Genomic DNA, 20,002 nt, shown 5'->3' on the forward strand with positions numbered 1-20,002 from the left:
ACGGCCGCTACTTGGAAGCGGTGCTGTTGCCGGTAAAAGACAGGATCGCCGCATCGGCGATCTCGGCGAAACGAGCACTTGGCCCTTCGGCGCCGCTGCTCTGCTGCGCGGCGCGCGCGCCATCGATCAGCAGCAGCAGCGTGTCGCCGAGCAGCTCTGCGTCGGCGATGCCGGCCCGGCGGCACAGCTCGACGACCCGGTCGCGCTGCGCATCCTTGAAGAGGCGGATCACCTCGCGGCCGGGGTGATCCTCATCGGTCAGCTGCACGGCGGCGCTCATCATTTCGCATTGGCACTTGTCCTCGCCGAGGTGCTCGGCGATACGCCGGACCCAGGCCCTGAGCTGACCGAGACCGTCGCCCGGGTGCTGGTCTTCCAGTTCGCGCCAGAAGCCATCCATCTCCATTCCCGCATGGCGCAGGCATTCGACGATCAGCTCGTCCTTCGAACTGAAGTGGCGGTAGAGCGTCATCTTGTTGCTCTCGGCAGCATCGGCAATCGCATCGACGCCGGTTCCGCGAATGCCGCGGCGGCGAAAGAGATCACGCGCCGCCTCGACGATGCGATCGCGCGGCGAACGACGGGATGGTTTGCAGAAATCCGTTGTCATCGCAGTGGCCCGGCGTGAACGGCGCGGAAAATCTTGACCCTTGACGCCCTGTCATTGGTCGATAACATGCGACGATGTTACCGACCAGTAACATTTTCGCCACCGTGGCAAATCGAGGAGCATCCGCTTGCGGCAAAGACCTCTTCCGGAAACGGCGGCGGTAACTGCAGAAAAATTTCATGCGCAGTGTCGGTGAGCGCGGTCGCCAGGCGTCTTTTAGCCAGAGCGCACACCGCAGAGACTTTTTAGATTCGATAACGCTCGTGATTTGGTCGTCGTGATTAGGACCGGATCGGCCCGTCATGATCTCGTGCTGGAGCCTTATGATGCGCATGCTGGATGGGCTGAAGGCTGGGGAGACCGTCGCTGACCGCAAGGTCCGCGCGGCGGGCGTGCCGGTGCCGAGTTTCCGCCACGCCGCCTGCTGCGATGGTGGCGCTCCCAAAGGATCGGCCCCATGATCGACTTCTTCATCCACCGGCCGATCTTCGCATCGGCGATCGCCATCATCATGACGCTCGCCGGCGGCATCTGCTATTTCCTGCTGCCGATTTCGCAATTTCCCGACGTCACGCCGCCGCAGATCGTCGTTGCCGCCAACTATCCGGGCGCCAGCGCCCAGGTGGTCGCCGACACGGTGACGACGCCGCTCGAACAGCAGATCAACGGCGTGCCCGGCATGCTCTACATGACCTCGACCAGCTCGAACGACGGCTCGTCGCGCATCATCATTTCCTTCGAGGTCGGCTATCCGATCGACGTCGCCGCGCTCGACGTGCAGAACCGCGTCTCGCAGGCCGCCTCCTCGCTTCCGGCCCTCGTCAACCAGACCGGCGTGACCATCGCCAAGCAGATCCCGAACTTCACCGTGCTCGTCAGCCTGGATTCGCCCGACAATTCGGTCGATTTCGCCGCGGTCAGCAACTACGCCTACCTGCAGATCCTCGATCCACTCAAACGCCTGCCGGGCGTTGGCGACGTCCAGCTTTTCGGCGAGCGCCGCTATTCGATGCGCGTCTGGCTCGATCCGGATCGCATGGCCAATCTCGGCATTACCGCCGTCGACGTCCAGAACGTCATTGCCGAGCAGAACATCCAGGTCGCCGGCGGCAAGATCGGGCAATCGCCGGCACCGGCCGGCACGCCCTTCGAGATGCAGATCAACGCGCTCGGACGCTTGAGCGACCCGTCCCAGTTCGGCGACATCGTGCTGCGCGCCGACCAGACGACGGGGGCAACGACGCGGCTGCGCGATGTGGCGCGCATCGAGCTCGGCGCGCTGCTCTATTCCTCGTCGGTCACCTTCAACGGCAAGGAAAGCGTCGTGCTTGCCGTCTTCCAGGCACCGGGCTCCAACGCGCTCGACCTGCAGGCCCGCGTGCAGGCGAAGATGGACGAGCTGTCGCAGCGCTTCCCCGCGGGCATCGCCTACCACATGTTCTACGACACCACGCGTTTCGTCTCGGCGGCGATGAAGGATGTCGTGTTCACGCTGCTCGAGGCGCTCGCCCTCGTCGTCTTCGTCGTCTTCATCTTCCTGCAAAACCTGCGCACGACGATCATCCCTACGATCGCCATTCCGGTTTCGTTGATCGCGACGCTGGTCGTCATGTATCTCTTCGGCTTCTCGCTCAACATGCTGAGCCTGCTCGGCATGGTGCTTGCCATCGGGCTTGTGGTCGACGACGCGATCGTCGTCGTCGAGAACGTCGAACGCCAGCTGGAGGCCGGGCTGCCGCCGCTCGAGGCCACCAAAAAGGCGATGCAGGAGGTGACCGGCCCGATCATCGCGACGACCGCGGTGCTGCTGGCCGTCTTCATCCCCGTCGCCTTCATTCCGGGCGTCGCCGGCAGCCTCTACAACCAGTTTGCGCTGACGGTCGCGATTTCCGTCGCTTTTTCCGCCTTCAACTCGCTGACCCTCAGTCCGGCGCTGAGCGCCGCGTTCCTACGCTATCGCGGCGAGCCGCGTTTTGCCCTCTTCCGCTGGTTCAACAGCGGTTTTCACGCCCTGTCGCACGGTTATGCGCGCAGCGTCGCCGGGCTCGTGCGCTGGCGCTGGGCGCTGTTTGCCGTCTTCCTCGCCGCGATCGCCTCGACATATGCGCTATGGCAGCGGATCCCCTCGACCTTCCTGCCGGTCGAGGACCAGGGCTATTTCTTCGTCGTCATCCAGTTGCCCGATGGTGCCTCGCTCGAACGCACCGAGGCGGTCGCGCGGCGATCCGAAGAGATCCTGCGCGGCACCGCCGGCGTCGATTTCGTCGGTTCGGTCGTCGGCTTCAACTTCCTGTCCTTCGCCGCCCAGTCAAACTCGGCCGTGCAATTCGCCGTATTGAAGCCATGGGACGAGCGGCCGCCCGAACAAGGCGCCTCGGCGCTGCGTGAAGCGGTGATGCCGCAACTGCTGCAGATCCCGGACGCGCTGGTGCTCGCCTTCGACCCGCCGTCGATCCAGGGGCTAGGTGCTACCGGTGGCTTCGAGTTCCAGGTGGAGGACCTTGCCGGCCGCAGCGCCGAGGCGCTGAACGACGCGACGCAGGCGCTGATCGCTGAGGCGCGCAAGCAGCCGGAAATCAATCCCTACCAGCTGTTCACCACCTTCAGCACCTCGAGCCCACAGTTCAACTATGACCTCGACCGCGACAAGGCGAAGCTGCTGGGCCTGAGCCTGCCGGATATCTTCAGCACACTGCAGATCTATTTCGGCTCGCTCTATGTCAACGACTTCAACATCTTCGGCCGCACCTTCCGCGTGACGCTGCAGGCCGATCAGGGCGCACGCGCCTCGGCCACCGATCTCTCTCGTCTCTACGTGCGCAACACTGAGGGGGAAATGGTGCCGCTCAATACGCTAGGAACCTTCAAGCCGACGGTCGGCCCGGAGACCATCACCCACTACAACAATTACCCCTCGGCGCTGATCAACGGTGCGGCAGCACCCGGCTTCAGCTCGAGCCAGGCGGTGGCGGCGATGGAGCGGGTGGCAAAAACGACGCTGCCCAGGGACTACACATTCGAGTGGACCGGCATTACTTATCAGGAGATCCGGGCAGGCTCGATCGCCGCGCTCGTCTTTGCGCTCGCCCTCGTCTTCTGCTTCCTGATCCTGGCCGCCCAGTATGAAAGCTGGTCGATGCCTTTCATGGTGCTGCTTTCAGTGCCGCTCGCGCTTTTGGGCGCGCTTTCGGCGCTCTGGCTGCGCGGTATGCAGATCGACGTCTATTCGCAGATCGGTTTCGTGATGCTGGTCGGACTTGCCGCCAAGAACGCCATCCTGATCGTCGAGTTCGCAAGACGCCGACGCGAGGAAGGGCTCGACGTCGTCGCAGCCGCCGCGGAAGCGGCGCGGCTCCGACTGCGGCCGATCCTGATGACGGCCTTTGCCTTCATTCTCGGCGTGCTGCCGCTGATGTATGCCAGGGGCGCAGGTGCTGCCAGCCGCCAGTCAATCGGCACCACCGTCTTCGGCGGCATGCTGGCGGCGACGATCCTCACACTCATTTTCGTCCCGGTCTTCTACGCGGTCATCGAAAAATGGCGCGAAGGCACGTCCTCGCAGCCGATCGGCCAGCGTCACGAGCCGGAGGCGGCGGAATAGGAATTGGAGCCTGACATGCGTGGTTCGAGACTGGTCCTTGCCGCAGCGGTCGTGGTCGCCGCCCTTGCTGCGGCCTATCACTACAAGAACGGCGGCTTCGAGCTGAAGGGCGGCGACGCCGGCGCGGCGGTGGGTCCGCCGCAACAGGCCATGCCCGTGCCGGTCGCCTCGGTCGTCAAGAAAACCATTCCGATCTATCTCGACTATTCGGCACGCACCGAAGCGATCCGCAACGTGACGCTCCGTGCCAAGATCACGGGCTATATCGAGTCGCAGGCGGTGCCCGACGGTTCGGATGTGAAGGAAGGTGATCTGCTCTATCGGATCGACCCGCGCGATTATCGGGCAGCGCTCGATCAGGCAAAGGCCCAGGTCGAGCGCGACCAGGCGTCGCTCGCCTATCTCCGCTCCAATCTCAACCGCGGCAACGAACTGGCCACGACGGGTTACCTCGACAAGGACAGCTTCGATCAGCGCCAGAGTGCTGTGCACCAGGCCGAAGCGGCACTGGAGATGTCGCGGGCGGCGGTGCGCACCGCCGAGATCAATTTCGACTACACCGAAATCCACGCGCCCTTTGCCGGCCGGCTCGGCCGCGACCAGGCGCCGGAGGGAACGCTTGTCAGCAACACCGCCGGGACACCGCTCAACAACCTCGTGCAGCTTTCGCCGATCTATGTCTCCTTCAACCCGAGCGAAACAGAACTCGCCGACATCCAGAAGGCCCGGGCGAAGGGGAAAGTGCAGGCGGAAGTGCTTCTGCCTGGCGACAAGGAACCGCGCTATCGCGGCGACCTCACCTTCATCAACAACACGGTCGAGGGAAATACCGGAACGGTGGTGGCGCGCGTGACGATCGACAATACTGATCTTTCCCTGCTGCCCGGCCAATATGTCCGCGTCCGGCTGAAGATCCGCGACGAGCCGAACGTGCTGATGGTGCCGGAAACGGCGCTGGGCTCGAGCCAGCTCGGCAAATACATCTATGTCGTCGGCAAGGGGGAAACGGTCGAGCAGCGGCTCGTCACCCTCGGGCCGACGAGCGGTGATCTCATCGGCCTGACCTCAGGCGTTGCGGAAGGCGACCAGGTGATCGCGGGAAACCTGCAGAAGATTTTCCCGGGCGCACCGGTCAAACCGATGCCGGCCGAGCAGGCGCAGAAATAGGCCGGTCGCCGGCCCGGCCTACGTCCTTTTCAGGATCGGGAAGACCATGCCGAACGTGATGACGGCAATGGCAACGACCTGAAGCAGCGTCGGAACTTCACCGAGAACGACGACCCCTGCCGCGGTCGTCGTTACCGGAACGCACGGCATGAACAGCGACGCAGGCTGCGGACCCAATTGACGGATGACATAGGTGTAGAGAACGCTCGCGAGCGCCCCGGCGAGAAAGCCTTGGATGACGAATTGCGTGGCAATTTCGGTGAAAGAGGCGGCAGCGAGCCCGCTGGGCGCCAGAATGTGCAGCAAGGGCAACGGAAGACAGGAGAAGAACACCACTGCGATCGTCGCCGTCACGGCATCGACGGACCATAGCCGCACCAGCACCGCAAAGGTGGCAAACATCAACCCCGAAACGGCGAACAACAGATCACCGCGCAATGTCCCGGCGTCGGCGACGCCCGATTGGAGCACGAACAGCAAAAGGCCGGCAATGACCGTGGCAACGCCAGCAAGACGCGTGCCGGAGGCCTTGTCCTTGAAGACGAGACGGGAAAACAGGAACGAGAAGAAGACGATTACGGCGGGAGAGAGTGCTGCCGCATGGGCGACCGGTGCCAGCGAAAGTCCCTGGTTGATGATGAGCGGATAGGGCAGCCCCGTCAGCAGCGCCAGCACGGTTGCCTTGCGCCAGCCAAGCTGCATCAACTTCGGCAAGCCGACGCTGAGGAACACCGGCAGGAAGGCCAGGGCGGCGCCAGAGAACCGCAAGGTGACGATGTCGGCGGCGGTCAGATGCTCGCGCAGACTGAACCGGGCGGCCACGAACTGTAAGGTGGTGATTGCGACGACCGCCACCCCTGCCCATATCGCCAGCCGCCGGCTGCGGTCGCCCTCCCCCATCGTGACACTTTGCACGCCCGTCTCTCCACATTGCGGAAGCCTTATCCGGCGGCTTCGACAGAAGCACCGTATTGCGCGAACGGCCGCGTCAAAATACACTGATTTCAATGAATCTAAGCGATTATCACTCTTTCATGGACCAAATAGCGTGAAGAACGAAATTGCAGGCCTCGACACCATCGATCGCACCTTGTTGAGATTGCTGCAGGAAGATGGCCGGCGGACCACACTGGAGCTGGCCGAGCGTGTCGGCCTGTCGCCAACGGGCACGAGCCAGCGCGTGAAGCGCCTCTTCCGCGAGGGTTACGTGAAGGCCGTGCGAGCGATCCTCGATCCGAAGAAGATCGGCCGGGGCACCGTCGTCTTCATCCAGGTGCGCCTCGACCATACCGCCCCGCATATCTTCGAGCGCTTCTCTGACGCGGTTGCAAAGGCGCCGGAAGTTCTGGAATGCCACATGGTGATCGGCGGCTTCGACTATCTGGTGAAGGCGCGCATTGCCGACATGTCGCTGTTCCAGGATTTTCTCGAACGGGTGATTTTGCCCCTGCCCGGCGTCAGGGAGACGCACACCTACGCCTCGGTCGGCGACGTCAAGCCGGACGCGCTGCTGCCGATCTGATGCTCAGGCGGGCTCCGGCCACGGCCAGGTTCGCCCCCGGCAAAGCGGCGCAACCTCAAATCGGACGTGAAGTAGCAGGCCGCGGCGAGTCATTGGGGTGCCGGGCGTTATTATTCCTCGAGCGACTGGCGACCTAACGCGCACGGGCCGCCAATCCCTTCGTCACAGGGTGCAATCTTCGCCCGGCAACGCTGCCCGGAAACCCAGGAGCACGCCGAGCGTCGAGCGTTTTTCGACGAGATCCGCGAGCGTGTACTTGTCGAAGACCGCGGCGAAGGCGGCCGTCGCTTCCGAAAGGACGGACGGCAGGCTGCAGGCCGGAGCGATGCGGCAACCTCGGCAATCGATCAGATCGGACAACTCCTCCGTGTGCCGGAGGAGAGCGCCGAGATTGATTTCGTTCGCAGCCCTAGCGAGCCTGATACCGCCGTTCCGGCCGCGTACAGCCTCCAGAAACCCCGCATTCGCGAGGTCTTGAACCACTTTCATCATATGGTTCTGCGAGACCGAGAAGGTATCGGATATCTCCCGGATGGAGCTGAGCCCAGTGGGCTGGGAGCCCAGATAGATCATCAGGCGCATCGCATAGTCGGTGTATTTCGTGAGCCTCATCGCGGCATCTGCGTCAAAAAGTCCGTTCAAAAAACATGCATTTGATTAGCATCTTTGATCGCAAGCGAATAGATGCATTTCAGATACATCTTTAAGGGTCATTTGCGATGAACGCGCGAACGGTAGCCGGAGCCGAGATCAGGATGATCGTCGAATGCTTCCAGGGCGAAGTCCGCATTAACAGGATTTTGAGCGCGGGATTCGCGGCCGCGAGAGATTGGGACACAGTTCCCGATCACCGGGCCCGGTGAATTGCCGGCTGCATTTCCAGGATCACCAACCTGCCCCCACTGATACGTCCCACCGAAAGGAAAAATCATGCCGAAACCACTCTCCCCCGAGACTGTCCAGATCGTGAAAGCCAGCGCTCCGGCGCTCGCGGCCCACGGAACGGAAATCACGAAGAGCATGTATGCCCGCCTCTTCCGTGACGATCATATCCGCGCGCTGTTCAACCACGCCAATCAGGGCGAAGGCGGTTCACAGGTCAACGCGCTTGCCGCCGCCATTCTCGCCTATGCGCAGAACATCGATAATCTCGGCGTGCTTGGCCCGGTGGTCGAACGGATCGCCCACAAGCACATCGGCTACCATATCCTTCCGGAGCACTATCCCTTTGTAGCCAAGGCTCTTCTCGCCGCCGTCGAGGATGTGCTCGGAAGTGCTGCAACCCCTGAGCTCCTGAACGCATGGGGCGAGGCCTATTGGTTCCTGGCCGATATTCTCAAGGAGCGCGAAACCGCCATACGCGGCGAACTGATGGAGCGCTCGGGCGGTTGGAACGGCTGGAGAGATTTCGTCATCGCCTCAAAAGTTCGCGAGAGCGACGTCGTCACCTCGTTTATCCTGAAACCCAAGGACGGCGGTCGCGTTGTTCGCCACAGACCCGGCCAATATCTGACGTTTCGCTTCCAACTGGACAATGGCCTGGAGATGAAGCGCAACTACTCGATCTCCAGCGGCCCAAACGACAGCTTCTACCGCATCTCGGTAAAGCGCGAGGCGCAGGGGCAAGGCGGATCGCGATATCTCCACGATCAGGCGACCGTCGGCACGGTCTTGAGCGCGACCCCGCCGGCCGGCGACTTCTTCCTCCCCGAAGCGCCGGAAGCACCTGTTGTATTGCTGTCGGGTGGCGTCGGCCTGACCCCCATGGTCAGCATTCTCGAGACGATCGCCGAGGAACATCCGAACCTCGAGGCGCACTTCGTCCACGGCGCGCTGAACAGCGGCACGCATGCCATGGATCGGCATGTTCGCGAACTCGCCGACGCGCATGGCAAGATCACGATCAGCAGCTTCTATAGCGCGCCGGCAAACGGGGATGCCGTGGGGCTGTCGCACGACTTCGATGGCTTCATTACGGCGGAATGGCTTCGCGAGCACACGCCCATCGCCAATGCCGAATTCTATCTCTGTGGTCCCAAACCGTTCCTTCGTGCGCTCGTCCCGGCTCTTGCCAGGGAAGGCGTTTCCAGCGAGCGGGTCCACTATGAGTTCTTCGGCCCAGCCGACGAACTCATTGCAGCCTGAAACGCCTTCAGTCGGCACTTTCACGGACCGTGGAAGAGCTTGATCTCCTCATTGCCGCGGCGCTGCCTTCGCGCCGCGGCAAGCCGACCTGAGCCGAGGATTGCGGCAGTCCCGCCTGTGCGTAAACGCCATCCGAAAGATCGCCCTTGCTTTCGGACCCGCCATGCTGCATTGCAAAAAGAGCCGACACGGCAGGTCAAGCTTGGTCAGAATGCGGTCGTGGCATGCAGCACAGCAGACTAAACGTCCTGGTCATCGACGAGAATCGCATCCGCGCCGCCATCATCGAGGACGGGCTGCGCGACGCGGGCTATGACCATGTCACCGTCATCGACAATATGCACGGCCTGGCGCGACGCATCGCGGACCTCAATCCCGACGTCATCGTGATTGATCTCGAAAACCCGAACCGCGACATGCTGGAAAGCATCTTCCAGCTTTCGCGCGCGGTGAAGCGCCCGATCGCGATGTTCGTCGACAAGTCCGACGAGGCCTCCATCGAGGCGGCTGTCGAGGCCGGGGTCTCGGCCTATATCGTCGACGGTCTGAAGCAGGAACGGGTGCGCCCCATCCTGAAGATGGCGATCAGCCGCTTCAACGCATTCTCCCGCCTCAACCGCGAGCTGGAAGAAACCCGCGGCGAGTTGGAAAACCGCAAGGTGATCGACCGCGCCAAGGGCCTCCTGATGCGCTCGCGCGGGCTCTCCGAGGAAGAGGCCTATGCGCTGCTGCGCCGCACGGCGATGAACCAGAACCGCAAGATCGTCGACATCGCCCAAAGCCTCGTCACGGCGGCAAGCCTGCTCGATCCGGGAGGAAAGGAATGACGACGCGCCACGCCATCACCGCCGGTTTTGTGCCGCTCCTCGACAGCGCCTTGCTCGTTGTCGCCCGCGAGATGGGCTTTGCTGAAGAACAGGGGATCGACCTGACCCTGCTGCGTGAGCGCTCCTGGGCGAGCATCCGCGATCGGCTTGCGGTTCGCCATGTCGATGTGGCGCATATTCTCGGTCCCATGCCGATCGCCGGCAATCTCGGCCTCAATGTGCCTGCCCCTGAAATGATCGTGCCGATGTCGCTGGGTCTCGGCGGCAATGCGGTGACGGTGTCTCCGGCGCTCTGGCAAAGGATGGCGGAAAACGGCGCGACCACGGATCTCGATGCGCGCGCGAACGGTGCAGCCCTGCGCAAGGCGATCGATGCGCAGGCGGGCGCTCCGCTGCGTTTTGCCGTCGTGCATCCCTATTCCGGGCACAATTACGAACTGCGCTACTGGCTGGCGGCGAGCGGCATCGATCCGGACCGTGATATCGAGATCGTCGTGCTGCCGCCACCCGATATGGGCGATGCGCTCGCCGAAGGCGTGATCGACGGCTATTGCGCCGGCGAGCCCTGGAACACCTTCGGCGTGCTTCGCCGCGGCGCACATCTCGCCACCGTCAAGGCGGCGATCTGGCGGTCGAGCCCCGAGAAGGTGCTTGGCGTCAACGCACAGTGGGGGGAGGCCAACCCGGAGGCGATGGCCGCCCTGCTCGTGGCGCTTCATCAGGCGTCAATTTGGTGCGCCCGCCCGGATAACCACGAGGCACTCGCGACCCTTCTGGCAAAGCCTGCCTATGTGGGGCGCGACGCCGAACTGCTTCTTCCCGCCCTCAAAGGCACGCTGCCGGTCGGCGGCGGTGAGGTCCGGGTGGTCAGAGATTTCTTCGTTCCGAATGCCAAGGCGGCGACCTTCCCCTGGAAGAGCCATGCCCTCTGGTTCTACACCCAGATGGTGCGCTGGCGGCAGATCGAGCATACGGCAGAGCGCCAGCGTATCGCCGCGGAAACCTACCGGCCGGACATCTACCGCGCCGCATTGAAGCACCTTGGTATCGCCATGCCGTCGGCAAGCGCCAAGGTGGAAGGCGCCTTGACCGTCGAAACCCCAGTCGGCTCATCGGGCGCGCTGACGCTCGGGCCGGATGGTTTCTTCGATGGCGGACGCTTCGATCCCGACGACCTCGATGCCTACATCGCTGCCCAGTCTGCAGGCTGAATGCGCGACGCCTAATTTATGCGCATTGCACAAAAAATGGCTTCGCACTGCACCAAGGAATGTCACCCACCGGGATGACGCCAGGCCGACGATTTCACTTTTTCTTTTAGATCAATAGCTTGCCAAAACTGGCACGCTGATTGCTTTTATATTCTCAGGCCCTCGGGCCAAGAGATCGGTGTCCAACGACGGGCGCCCTACCAGCAAAGCCGCTGATCAGGACTGCGCACACGGGGCGAACCGTGTCGGGCATACCTGGCCAGCGGCTTTTTGTTTTTCACCCCCAAGATGGAGCGGCACGACCTTGTCGGGCCTCGGAGAAGCCATGTCTGAGAACAAGCAGCCATTATCCGCCAGCGAACCCGCCACGGCTTTGTGGATGTCCACTTTTGCCTTCACGATCTGTTTCGCCGTCTGGACGATCTTCGCCATCATCGGCATCCGCATCAAGCAGGACCTCGCGCTCACCGAAGCGCAGTTCGGCCTGCTGGTCGGCACGCCCATCCTCACCGGTTCACTGGTGCGCATCCTGCTCGGCGTCTGGACCGGGCGCTACGGCGGGCGCCTCGTCTATACGCTGACGATGCTGGCCGCAGCCCTTGCGACCTTTCTGCTCACCTACGCCACCACCTATCCGCAGATGCTGCTGGCCGGCCTCGGCATCGGTCTTGCCGGCGGCTCTTTCGCGGTCGGCGTCGCCTATGTCTCGCCCTTCTTTCCGCCGGAAAAGCAGGGGACGGCGCTTGGCATCTTCGGCGCTGGCAATGTCGGCGCGGCGGTGACGAAATTTCTGGCGCCCTTCGTCCTCATTGCCTGGGGCTGGCAGACGGTTGCCGAGATCTGGGCGGCCGCACTCGTCGTCACGGCACTCGTCTTCTGGTTCACGACAAGCGACGATCCGGCCTTCCGCAGCCGCCGCGAGCGCCAGCTGCCAAAGCGCAGCCTGCTCCAGGAGTTCGCACCGCTGAAGAACGCCCAGGTCTGGCGTTTCTCGCTCTACTATTTCTTCGCCTTCGGCGGTTTCGTCGCCCTCTCGCTCTGGCTGCCGCGTTATCTCGTCGGCGTCTACGGCTTCGATATCGCCGTGGCGGGCATGGTCGCAGCCGCCTACTCCATCCCCGGCAGCGTCTTCCGTGCCTTCGGCGGCGTGCTTTCCGACCGCAAGGGCGCGCGTAGCGTCATGTACTGGATGCTCGGCATCTCGGCGGTGGCAACACTGATCCTGTCGCTGCCGGCCGCCGGCGAGGGCCACGGCTTCGGCATTACGCCTGCCGTCTTCATCGTCACGGTCTTCGTGCTCGGCTTCGTCATGAGCCTTGGCAAGGCCGCCGTCTACAAGCACATCCCGGCCTATTACCCGGAAAACGTCGGGGCGGTCGGCGGCATCGTCGGCATGGTCGGCGGGCTCGGGGGCTTCGTGCTGCCGATCGCCTTCGGCCTGCTCAAGGATGCGACCGGCCTGTGGTCGAGCTGCTTCCTTCTTCTCTTTGCCGTCGTCGTCGCATCGCTCCTGTGGATGCATCTTTCGATCCGCCAGATGGAACGCCGCGCGCTCACCCTGCCGACGGCTGCTGCCGCGTAAACAGACAAGGACAGACCATGACCGAGAAACTCGTCATCATCGGCAATGGCATGGCGCCGGGGCGCATGCTGGAGCACCTGCTGGAAAAGGCGCCCGGGCGCTACGACGTGACCATTTTCAACGCCGAACCACGCGTCAACTACGACCGCATCATGCTGTCGCCGGTGCTGTCGGGCGAAAAGGAATACGAAGAGATCATCATCCACGGCGACGGCTGGTACATCAAACACGGCATCACGCTTTACAAGGGTCATCGCATCGTCGCGATCGACCGCGATGCCCAAACCGTGACCTCCGACCATGGCGTGACCGAGAGCTATGACAAGCTGGTGATCGCGACCGGTTCGGTGCCCTTCATCCTGCCGGTGCCCGGCAAAGACCTGCCCGGCGTCATCACCTATCGCGATCTCGATGACGTGCAGGCCATGCTGCTCGCCGCCCAGTCGCGCGAAAAGGCCGTCGTCATCGGCGGCGGCCTGCTCGGCCTTGAAGCGGCCGCCGGCCTTGCCGGTCGCGGCATGGACGTCACCGTTCTTCACGTGATGCCGACGCTGATGGACCGCCAGCTCGACCCGGCCGCCGGCTATCTCCTTGAGAAGGAGCTGGAAGGCCGCGGTATCAAGATTATCTGCAAGGCCAACACCAAGGCGATCGTCGGCAACGGCAGGGTCGAAGGCATCGAGCTCGACGACGGCCGCATCATTCCGGCGACGCTCGTCGTCATGGCCGTCGGCATTCGGCCGAGTGTCGGCCTTGCGAAGGAGGCCGGCCTTGCGATCAACCGCGGCATCGTCGTCGACCAGGGCATGCAGACCTCCGATGGCCGCATCTGGGCGCTCGGCGAATGTGCGGAAGTGGGCGGCATGGTCTATGGCCTCGTCGCGCCGCTTTACGAGATGGCCCGTGTCGCCGCCTCGCATCTGGCTGGCGACCGCTCCGCCGCCTTTGTCCATTCCGACACGCCGACCAAGCTCAAGGTCACCGGCATCGAACTTTTCTCGCTCGGCGACTTTGCCGATGGCGACGACCGCGAGGAGATCGTCCTGCGCGACGCCACGGCCGGCGTCTACAAGCGGCTGGTGCTGAAGGGCAACCGCATCATCGGCACCGTGCTCTATGGCGAAACATCCGACGGCGCCTGGTTCAACGATCTGAAGAAGAAGGAGACCGACGTCTCCGAGATGCGCCAGACCCTGATCTTCGGCCAAGCCTTCCAGGGAGGCGCTCCGCTGGACCCTATGGCGGCCGTTGCAGCCTTGCCGGATGATGCGGAAATCTGCGGCTGCAACGGCGTTTGCAAGGGTAAGATCGTTTCCACGATTGCCGACAAGGGCCTGACGTCGCTCGACGAGGTGCGCGCCCATACCAAGGCATCGGCCTCCTGCGGCTCCTGTACCGGCCTTGTCGAACAGCTGATGACGCTGACGCTCGGCGAGAGCTACAGTCCGGCCGCCGTCCAGCCGATGTGCGGCTGCACCGATCTCGGCCACGACGACGTACGTCGCCTGATCAAGGCCAAGGGCCTGAAGACCATTCCCGCGGTCATGCAAGAGCTGGAATGGAAGACCTCCTGCGGCTGCGCCAAGTGCCGCCCGGCGCTCAACTACTACCTCGTCTGCGATTTCCCGGACGAATATGCCGACGACTACCAGTCGCGCTTCATCAACGAGCGCGTTCACGCCAACATCCAGAAGGACGGCACCTATTCCGTCGTGCCGCGCATGTGGGGTGGGGTCACCAATTCCGGCGAGCTGCGGGCCATCGCCGACGTGGTCGACAAGTTCGAAATCCCGCTCGTGAAGGTGACCGGCGGCCAGCGCATCGACCTGCTCGGTATCGAAAAGGAAGATCTACCGGCCGTTTGGGCCGATCTCGGCAAGGCCGGTTTCATCTCGGGCCAGGCCTATGCCAAGGGTCTGCGCACGGTGAAGACCTGCGTCGGCTCGGACTGGTGCCGCTTCGGCACGCAGGATTCCACCGGGCTTGGCATCCGCATCGAAAAGTTCATGTGGGGTTCCTGGACGCCCGCCAAGCTGAAGATGGCGGTCTCCGGCTGTCCGCGCAATTGCGCGGAGGCCACCTGCAAGGACATCGGCGTCATCTGCGTCGACTCGGGCTTTGAGATCCATTTCGCCGGTGCTGCCGGGCTCGACATCAAGGGCACCGAGGTCCTGGGCCTGGTGAAAAGCGAGGACGAGGCGCTGGAACACATCGTGGCGCTGACGCAAATGTACCGCGAGCAGGCCCGCTATCTCGAGCGCATCTACAAGTGGGCGAAACGCGTCGGGCTGGACGAGATCCGCCGCCAGATCATGGACGATACGGACAAGCGCAAGGCCTACTACGACCGCTTCGTCTTCAGCCAGAAATTCGCCCAGGTCGACCCCTGGTCAGAGCGCGTCTCCGGCAAGGACAAACACGAGTTCCGGCCGATGGCGACGGTCGGCTTCCCCCAAGCTGCGGAGTGAGATGATGAACATGACCTGGCACCCGATCGGCGACATCTCGGACATTCCGCTGCGAGGCGCGCGCTGCGTGAAGACGCCTCAGGGCAAGATCGCCGTCTTCCGCACAGCCGAAAACGAAGTCTTCGCCATCGAGGACCATTGCCCGCACAAGGGCGGGCCGCTGTCACAAGGCATCGTCCACGCGAAGGCGGTCACCTGCCCCTTGCACAATTGGGCGATCTCGCTCGAAACCGGCAAGGCGCTCGGGGCCGACGAAGGCGCGGTGCGCACCATTCCGGTGCGTATTGACGGCGGCGCGCTGTTCATTGCGCTCGAAAGCCTGCTGATTGCGGCGGAATGACCATGGAAAAGGAGGTCAAGACCACCTGTCCCTATTGCGGCGTCGGCTGCGGGGTCATCGCGACGGTCGATGACAACGGCGCCGTCGCCGTGCGCGGCGATGCCGACCATCCCGCCAATTTCGGCAGGCTGTGCTCCAAGGGGTCCGCACTCGCCGAGACCCTCGACCTCGACGGTCGGCTGCTGCATCCGGAGATCGACGGATGCCAGGCTGGCTGGGACGAAGCGCTCGACCTCGTCGCCGCACGCTTTGCGGAAACGATTGCCGAACACGGCCCGGATTCGGTCGCCTTCTACGTCTCCGGCCAGTTGCTCACCGAAGACTACTACGTCGCCAACAAGCTGATGAAGGGTTTTGTCGGTTCCGCCAACATCGATACCAATTCACGTCTCTGCATGTCCTCGTCGGTTGCCGGTCATCGCCGTGCCTTCGGTTCGGATACGGTACCCGGGACCTATGAGGATCTGGAGCTGGCCGATCTGGTCGTACTCACCGGATCGAACCTTGCCTGGTGCCACCCCGTCCTCTACCAGCGCCTTGCCGCCGCCAAGGCGAAACGGCCGGGCCTCAAAATCGTTCTCATCGATCCGCGCCGCACCATGACGGCCGATATCGCAGACCTGCATCTCGCGATCCGGCCCGACGCCGATGTGGCGCTCTTCGTCGGGCTGTTCTCACATCTGGTTTCCAGCAATGCCGTCGACCAGAACTATGTCGCGGCGCATACGGCCGGCTTCGGTGATACCTTGCTCGCAGCGGGCGGTGTTTCGTTCGACGACGTGCTCGAGCGGACCGGTCTTCCGGCGATGCAGTTGCGCGAATTCTACCGGCTGTTTTCGACAACCGAGAAGGTCGTGACCTGCTACAGCCAAGGCGTCAACCAGTCGTCTTCGGGCACCGACAAGGTCAACGCGATCCTCAACTGTCACCTTGCGACCGGCCGCATCGGCCGGCCGGGCATGGGGCCGTTCTCGCTGACGGGGCAGCCGAATGCGATGGGCGGCCGCGAGGTCGGCGGGCTTGCGAACATGCTCGCCGCACACATGGCGATCGAAGATGCCGGTGATCGCGATCGCGTCCAGCGCTTCTGGCGTTCGCCAAAGATTGCCGAAAAGCCGGGGCTCAAGGCCGTCGATCTCTTTCGGGCGGTGGCAGACGGTCGCGTCAAGGCGCTCTGGATCATGGCAACGAACCCCGTCGTCTCGATGCCGGATGCCGACGCCGTCGAGGCCGCGATCAGGGCCTGTCCCTTCGTCGTGGTTTCCGACATCCTGAAAGAAACTGATACCGCCCGCCACGCGCATGTGCTGCTGCCGTCGCTCGGTTGGGGGGAAAAGAGCGGCACGGTCACCAATTCCGAACGCCGCATCTCGCGCCAGCGGGCGTTCCTCGCCGCACCGGGAGAAGCCCGGGCGGACTGGTGGCAACTGGCCGAGGTCGGTCGCCGCCTGGGCCATACCGATGCTTTCGCCTACGAAGCGCCCGCCGCGATCTTCCGCGAACATGCCGCGCTCTCGGCCTTCGAAAATGCCGGCAGCCGCGATTTCGACATTGGCGCCTATGCCGATCTTGCGCTTGAGGACTACGACGGGCTGACGCCCTTCCAGTGGCCCCAACGGGAAGGCCAGAAGCGCGCCGAAAGCCGTTTCTTTGCGGCGGGCAACTTCTATCACGCTGACGGCAGAGGCCGGTTCGTGGCCGTTCGCCCGGCAGAGACCGACCGCACCAATGCCGATTACCCGTTCACGCTCAACACCGGCCGCATTCGCGACCAGTGGCACACGATGACCCGCACAGGCAAAAGCGCGCGCCTCTCGGCCCATATCGCCGAACCGTTTGCGGAACTGCACCCGCGTGATGCGATGGAGATCGGCGTCGGCAACGCCGACCTTATCGAGATCGAAAGCCCTGAGGGCAAGGCGTTCGTACGTGCCCTCATCACCGACCGCCAGGCGCGCGGCAGCATCTTCGCGCCGATGCACTGGAACGACCAGTTTGCGGCGAAGGCACGCATCGATGTCCTCGTGCCGCCGATCACCGATCGTCTTTCCGGCCAGCCGGCATCGAAGAACATTGCGGTCGCCGCGCGAAAGTTCAAGGCGACGCACTACGCCTTCGCTGTCTCGCTGGCAAAGCCGGTCGATCCGGATGCTGCCTATTGGGCGCTGGCGAAGGCGGCTGGCGGCTGGCGATTGGAACTGGCTTTTGCCGAGCCGGTGGACGACTGGGCCGGCTGGTGCCGCCGCGTTCTTGCGATCCCGCAAGGGGTAGAGCCGCTCGGCTATGCGGATGCACAGACCGGCGACATCAGGCTCGCCTTCTTCGATGGTCCGCAGCTTCTCGCGGCCTTCTTCCTCGCGCGCGAACCGGTCGCCGTCGCGCGCAACTGGGCGATCGCACAACTCGGCGCTGACCACGCCAATCTGCGCAAGCGCTTCGCGCTCGTCGCGGGCCGTCCGGGGGCGGACAAGCCGGATCCCGGCGCCACCGTCTGCTCCTGCTTCGGTGTTGGCGTCAACCAGATCGTCGCGGCCGTACGCGGCGGTTGCCACAGCGTCGAGACCGTCGGCGTGGCGCTCAATGCCGGAACCAATTGCGGCTCCTGCCGCGCCGAAATCAGGGGGATCATCGATGGATGTCTTGCAGCAGCCGCAGAGTGACGGACCCGCCCGCATGGAGGCGCTCGCCAAGCTGCCCGTCTTCTGGGCGCTGGAGGGGCGGCGCGTCGTGGTGGCCGGTGCAACGGACGGAGCGATGTGGAAGGCCGAGCTTCTGGCCGCCTGCGGCGCTCGCGTCGACCTTTACGCTGAAGGGAACGACGAGGCGCTCGCGGCATTTGCCGGCCGTACCCCGCAACACCCCACCGCCAGCGTCACGCTAAACCGCCGGCACTGGGCGCCCGCCGATCTTGACGGTGCCGCGCTCGCCGTCGGCGATTGCGAGGACCAGGCGGAGGCGCGGGCATTCTTCGCCGCCGCCCGCGCGGCGGGCGTTCCGGTCAACGTCATCGACCAGCCGGACTTCTGCGAGTTCCAGTTCGGCTCGATCGTCAACCGCTCGCCCGTCATCGTTGCAATCTCGACCGATGGCGCCGCCCCGATCCTCGCCCAGACGATCCGCCGCAAGATCGAGACGCTGCTGCCGAAAAGCCTGAAGGCCTGGGCAGCGCTGGCCCAGTCTCTTCGTGGAGCGGTGAACCGCCGGATCGAACCCGGTCCCCGGCGCCGCCTCTTCTGGGAACGTTTTGCCGATCGCGTCTTTTCGACCATGGATACGCCGGAGGAGGGCGTAGGCGGGGTGCTTTTTGCTGATGCCGAAAGGCTCGCGGGAGCCCCCGCCATCGGTCACGTGACTTTGGTCGGCGCGGGACCGGGCGATGCCGAACTCCTGACGCTGAAGGCCGTGCGCGCGCTGCAAGCGGCCGATGTCATCCTTTTCGACGACCTCGTTTCTTCAGACGTGCTCGAACTCGCCCGGCGGGAGGCAAAGCGCATGCTGGTCGGAAAGCGCGGCGGCCGCGAAAGCTGCCGGCAGGAAGACATCAACGCCATGATGGTCAAGCTCGCCAAGGCTGGGAAACGCGTGGTGCGGCTGAAATCCGGCGACCCCATGGTTTTCGGCCGGGCCGGCGAGGAAATCGCCCATCTCGACCGCGAGAACATTCCCGTCTACGTTATCCCCGGCATCACTGCCGCAAGCGCCATGGCCTCCCGTCTCGGTCTGTCGCTGACCCATCGCGACTATGCCCAGTCGCTTCGGCTGGTGACCGGTCATTCCCGCCACGGCGGCCTGCCCGATGATGTCGACTGGACAGGCCTTGCCGATCCGCGCAGCACGGCGGTCTTTTACATGGGTGGCCGAACGGCGGGGCTGATTGCCGAAAAGCTTATCGGCGAAGGCCGTTCACCTGAAACACCGGCCGTGATTATGAGCGATGTCAGCCGTCCGACGGAACGCAGCTGGCGAGGCATGCTCGCCACAATCCCGGAGGGCATAGGGGAGATCGGCTACGACAACCCGGTCCTCATCGCTGTCGGCGACGTGTTTTCGGCCCGAGACAAGCAGGCCGTATCGATCGAGCGCACTCTCGCCGGAGCATGCTGATGGGCATGTCCCTGGTGTTCATCGTTCTCGCCATCGGCCTCAGCTGGCCGCGTTTCAGGCTCATCTTCCTGGCTCAATCGAACGCTGCGCTGGCCGCAGCGCCCCTCACCATGGTTGCGAGTGCCGTGAACCTCTGCGCCATCGGCCTCGCTGTTGCAGAGCACGGTCTGCTTTTCGGCGGATTGCTCATCGCCGGCGGTATGTTCTTCGCGAAAATAATGCAAGCCGTGCCTTCAACGCCGGGCATCTTGGCTTCAGCCCTGTGCCTTGCCGCCTACATCGAAATGACGATGACGGTCGTAGCGTGACAAGCTCAATGCTGCCCCCGTACGAAAAGGCAGCGGCTCGCTGACGCACCAAGGGATATTCGAGGGCATCGCCTCGTATCGACGTCCCGAATATCCCAAGGTCGCCACCGTAGGCTG

16 protein-coding genes are annotated in these 20,002 nt (G+C 63.7%); 13 read left to right on the forward strand and 3 right to left on the reverse strand.

Annotated elements, in window-relative coordinates:
* Positions 1 to 7: 7 nt before the first annotated feature.
* The gene (locus OVA00_RS03365) at positions 8 to 610 is read right to left on the reverse strand and encodes a TetR/AcrR family transcriptional regulator (RefSeq protein ID WP_060528976.1); all 603 of its coding nucleotides are present in this window, start codon (positions 608 to 610) and stop codon (positions 8 to 10) included.
* 326 nt (positions 611 to 936) lie between these two features.
* Here OVA00_RS03365 and OVA00_RS03370 point away from each other — a divergent pair, with 326 nt between their 5' ends.
* Genes OVA00_RS03370 through OVA00_RS03380 form a run of 3 tightly spaced genes read left to right on the forward strand, consistent with a single transcriptional unit; the run spans position 937 to position 5,378 of the window.
* A complete protein-coding gene (locus OVA00_RS03370) occupies positions 937 to 1,071 on the forward strand; it encodes a hypothetical protein (protein ID WP_255381203.1) in 135 nt (44 codons plus the stop codon).
* The gene (locus tag OVA00_RS03375) at positions 1,068 to 4,211 is read left to right on the forward strand and encodes an efflux RND transporter permease subunit (protein WP_192356939.1); all 3,144 of its coding nucleotides are present in this window, start codon (positions 1,068 to 1,070) and stop codon (positions 4,209 to 4,211) included. Before OVA00_RS03370 ends, OVA00_RS03375 begins: the two co-directional genes overlap by 4 nt.
* Positions 4,212 to 4,226: 15 nt before the next feature.
* On the forward strand, positions 4,227 to 5,378 hold the full coding sequence (locus OVA00_RS03380; protein WP_034789769.1) for an efflux RND transporter periplasmic adaptor subunit: 1,152 nt from the start codon (positions 4,227 to 4,229) through the stop codon (positions 5,376 to 5,378).
* Positions 5,379 to 5,396: 18 nt separating this feature from the next.
* On the opposite strand, the gene OVA00_RS03385 is transcribed toward OVA00_RS03380, so the two are convergent.
* Positions 5,397 to 6,293, reverse strand: a complete 897-nt coding sequence (locus OVA00_RS03385) for a DMT family transporter (RefSeq protein ID WP_268087990.1) — start codon at positions 6,291 to 6,293, stop codon at positions 5,397 to 5,399.
* Between the two features lie 145 nt (positions 6,294 to 6,438).
* Between OVA00_RS03385 and OVA00_RS03390 the strand changes: the two genes are divergently transcribed.
* Positions 6,439 to 6,900 carry an Lrp/AsnC family transcriptional regulator gene (locus tag OVA00_RS03390; protein WP_089043044.1) on the forward strand — a complete coding sequence of 154 codons (462 nt, stop codon included), beginning with the start codon at positions 6,439 to 6,441 and terminating at the stop codon, positions 6,898 to 6,900.
* 162 nt (positions 6,901 to 7,062) lie between these two features.
* Here OVA00_RS03390 and OVA00_RS03395 read toward each other — a convergent pair whose 3' ends face one another.
* Entirely contained in the window at positions 7,063 to 7,512 is a 450-nt protein-coding gene (locus OVA00_RS03395) for an Rrf2 family transcriptional regulator (protein WP_192445436.1), read from the reverse strand.
* Positions 7,513 to 7,830: 318 nt separating this feature from the next.
* Between OVA00_RS03395 and hmpA the strand changes: the two genes are divergently transcribed.
* From hmpA to OVA00_RS03440, 9 genes are all read left to right on the forward strand, one after another.
* Positions 7,831 to 9,045, forward strand: coding sequence for an NO-inducible flavohemoprotein (gene hmpA, locus OVA00_RS03400; RefSeq protein ID WP_268087992.1), 1,215 nt, complete (start codon positions 7,831 to 7,833; stop codon positions 9,043 to 9,045).
* A 224-nt stretch (positions 9,046 to 9,269) separates the two neighbouring features.
* Positions 9,270 to 9,872 carry an ANTAR domain-containing response regulator gene (locus OVA00_RS03405; RefSeq protein ID WP_034789780.1) on the forward strand — a complete coding sequence of 201 codons (603 nt, stop codon included), beginning with the start codon at positions 9,270 to 9,272 and terminating at the stop codon, positions 9,870 to 9,872.
* Complete coding sequence (locus tag OVA00_RS03410; RefSeq protein ID WP_113080253.1) at positions 9,869 to 11,083, forward strand: CmpA/NrtA family ABC transporter substrate-binding protein; 1,215 nt, start codon at positions 9,869 to 9,871, stop codon at positions 11,081 to 11,083. The genes OVA00_RS03405 and OVA00_RS03410 overlap by 4 nt, the downstream gene beginning before the upstream one ends.
* A gap of 325 nt (positions 11,084 to 11,408) precedes the next feature.
* On the forward strand, positions 11,409 to 12,665 hold the full coding sequence (locus tag OVA00_RS03415) for an MFS transporter (protein WP_034789792.1): 1,257 nt from the start codon (positions 11,409 to 11,411) through the stop codon (positions 12,663 to 12,665).
* A 17-nt stretch (positions 12,666 to 12,682) separates the two neighbouring features.
* Positions 12,683 to 15,133, forward strand: a complete 2,451-nt coding sequence (gene nirB, locus OVA00_RS03420; protein WP_112975235.1) for a nitrite reductase large subunit NirB — start codon at positions 12,683 to 12,685, stop codon at positions 15,131 to 15,133.
* Between the two features lie 4 nt (positions 15,134 to 15,137).
* Complete coding sequence (nirD, locus tag OVA00_RS03425) at positions 15,138 to 15,473, forward strand: nitrite reductase small subunit NirD (RefSeq protein ID WP_370689609.1); 336 nt, start codon at positions 15,138 to 15,140, stop codon at positions 15,471 to 15,473.
* A gap of 2 nt (positions 15,474 to 15,475) precedes the next feature.
* Positions 15,476 to 18,133: a nitrate reductase gene (locus OVA00_RS03430; RefSeq protein ID WP_268088499.1), complete on the forward strand. Its 2,658-nt coding sequence runs from the start codon at positions 15,476 to 15,478 to the stop codon at positions 18,131 to 18,133.
* Positions 18,105 to 19,577 carry a siroheme synthase CysG gene (gene cysG / locus OVA00_RS03435; RefSeq protein ID WP_268087995.1) on the forward strand — a complete coding sequence of 491 codons (1,473 nt, stop codon included), beginning with the start codon at positions 18,105 to 18,107 and terminating at the stop codon, positions 19,575 to 19,577. Before OVA00_RS03430 ends, cysG begins: the two co-directional genes overlap by 29 nt.
* Positions 19,571 to 19,885 carry a hypothetical protein gene (locus OVA00_RS03440; protein WP_113080255.1) on the forward strand — a complete coding sequence of 105 codons (315 nt, stop codon included), beginning with the start codon at positions 19,571 to 19,573 and terminating at the stop codon, positions 19,883 to 19,885. The genes cysG and OVA00_RS03440 overlap by 7 nt, the downstream gene beginning before the upstream one ends.
* The last annotated feature ends 117 nt before the right edge of the window (positions 19,886 to 20,002 follow it).

This window comes from Ensifer sp. SL37, from assembly GCF_026672675.1.
Classification (GTDB): Bacteria; Pseudomonadota; Alphaproteobacteria; order Rhizobiales; family Rhizobiaceae; genus Ensifer; species Ensifer adhaerens.

What these genes read in the sequence shown, in the direction of transcription:
- OVA00_RS03415 (WP_034789792.1), top strand. Translation starts at nt 11,409, where the DNA reads ATGTCTGAGAACAAGCAGCCATTATCCGCCAGCGAACCCGCCACGGCT.
- OVA00_RS03370 (WP_255381203.1), top strand. Translation starts at nt 937, where the DNA reads ATGCGCATGCTGGATGGGCTGAAGGCTGGGGAGACCGTCGCTGACCGC.
- nirB (WP_112975235.1), top strand. Translation starts at nt 12,683, where the DNA reads ATGACCGAGAAACTCGTCATCATCGGCAATGGCATGGCGCCGGGGCGC.
- OVA00_RS03410 (WP_113080253.1), top strand. Translation starts at nt 9,869, where the DNA reads ATGACGACGCGCCACGCCATCACCGCCGGTTTTGTGCCGCTCCTCGAC.
- OVA00_RS03440 (WP_113080255.1), top strand. Translation starts at nt 19,571, where the DNA reads ATGCTGATGGGCATGTCCCTGGTGTTCATCGTTCTCGCCATCGGCCTC.
- nirD (WP_370689609.1), top strand. Translation starts at nt 15,138, where the DNA reads ATGAACATGACCTGGCACCCGATCGGCGACATCTCGGACATTCCGCTG.
- OVA00_RS03365 (WP_060528976.1), bottom strand. Translation starts at nt 610, where the DNA reads ATGACAACGGATTTCTGCAAACCATCCCGTCGTTCGCCGCGCGATCGC.
- OVA00_RS03395 (WP_192445436.1), bottom strand. Translation starts at nt 7,512, where the DNA reads ATGAGGCTCACGAAATACACCGACTATGCGATGCGCCTGATGATCTAT.
- OVA00_RS03375 (WP_192356939.1), top strand. Translation starts at nt 1,068, where the DNA reads ATGATCGACTTCTTCATCCACCGGCCGATCTTCGCATCGGCGATCGCC.
- OVA00_RS03380 (WP_034789769.1), top strand. Translation starts at nt 4,227, where the DNA reads ATGCGTGGTTCGAGACTGGTCCTTGCCGCAGCGGTCGTGGTCGCCGCC.
- hmpA (WP_268087992.1), top strand. Translation starts at nt 7,831, where the DNA reads ATGCCGAAACCACTCTCCCCCGAGACTGTCCAGATCGTGAAAGCCAGC.
- OVA00_RS03430 (WP_268088499.1), top strand. Translation starts at nt 15,476, where the DNA reads ATGGAAAAGGAGGTCAAGACCACCTGTCCCTATTGCGGCGTCGGCTGC.
- OVA00_RS03405 (WP_034789780.1), top strand. Translation starts at nt 9,270, where the DNA reads ATGCAGCACAGCAGACTAAACGTCCTGGTCATCGACGAGAATCGCATC.
- cysG (WP_268087995.1), top strand. Translation starts at nt 18,105, where the DNA reads ATGGATGTCTTGCAGCAGCCGCAGAGTGACGGACCCGCCCGCATGGAG.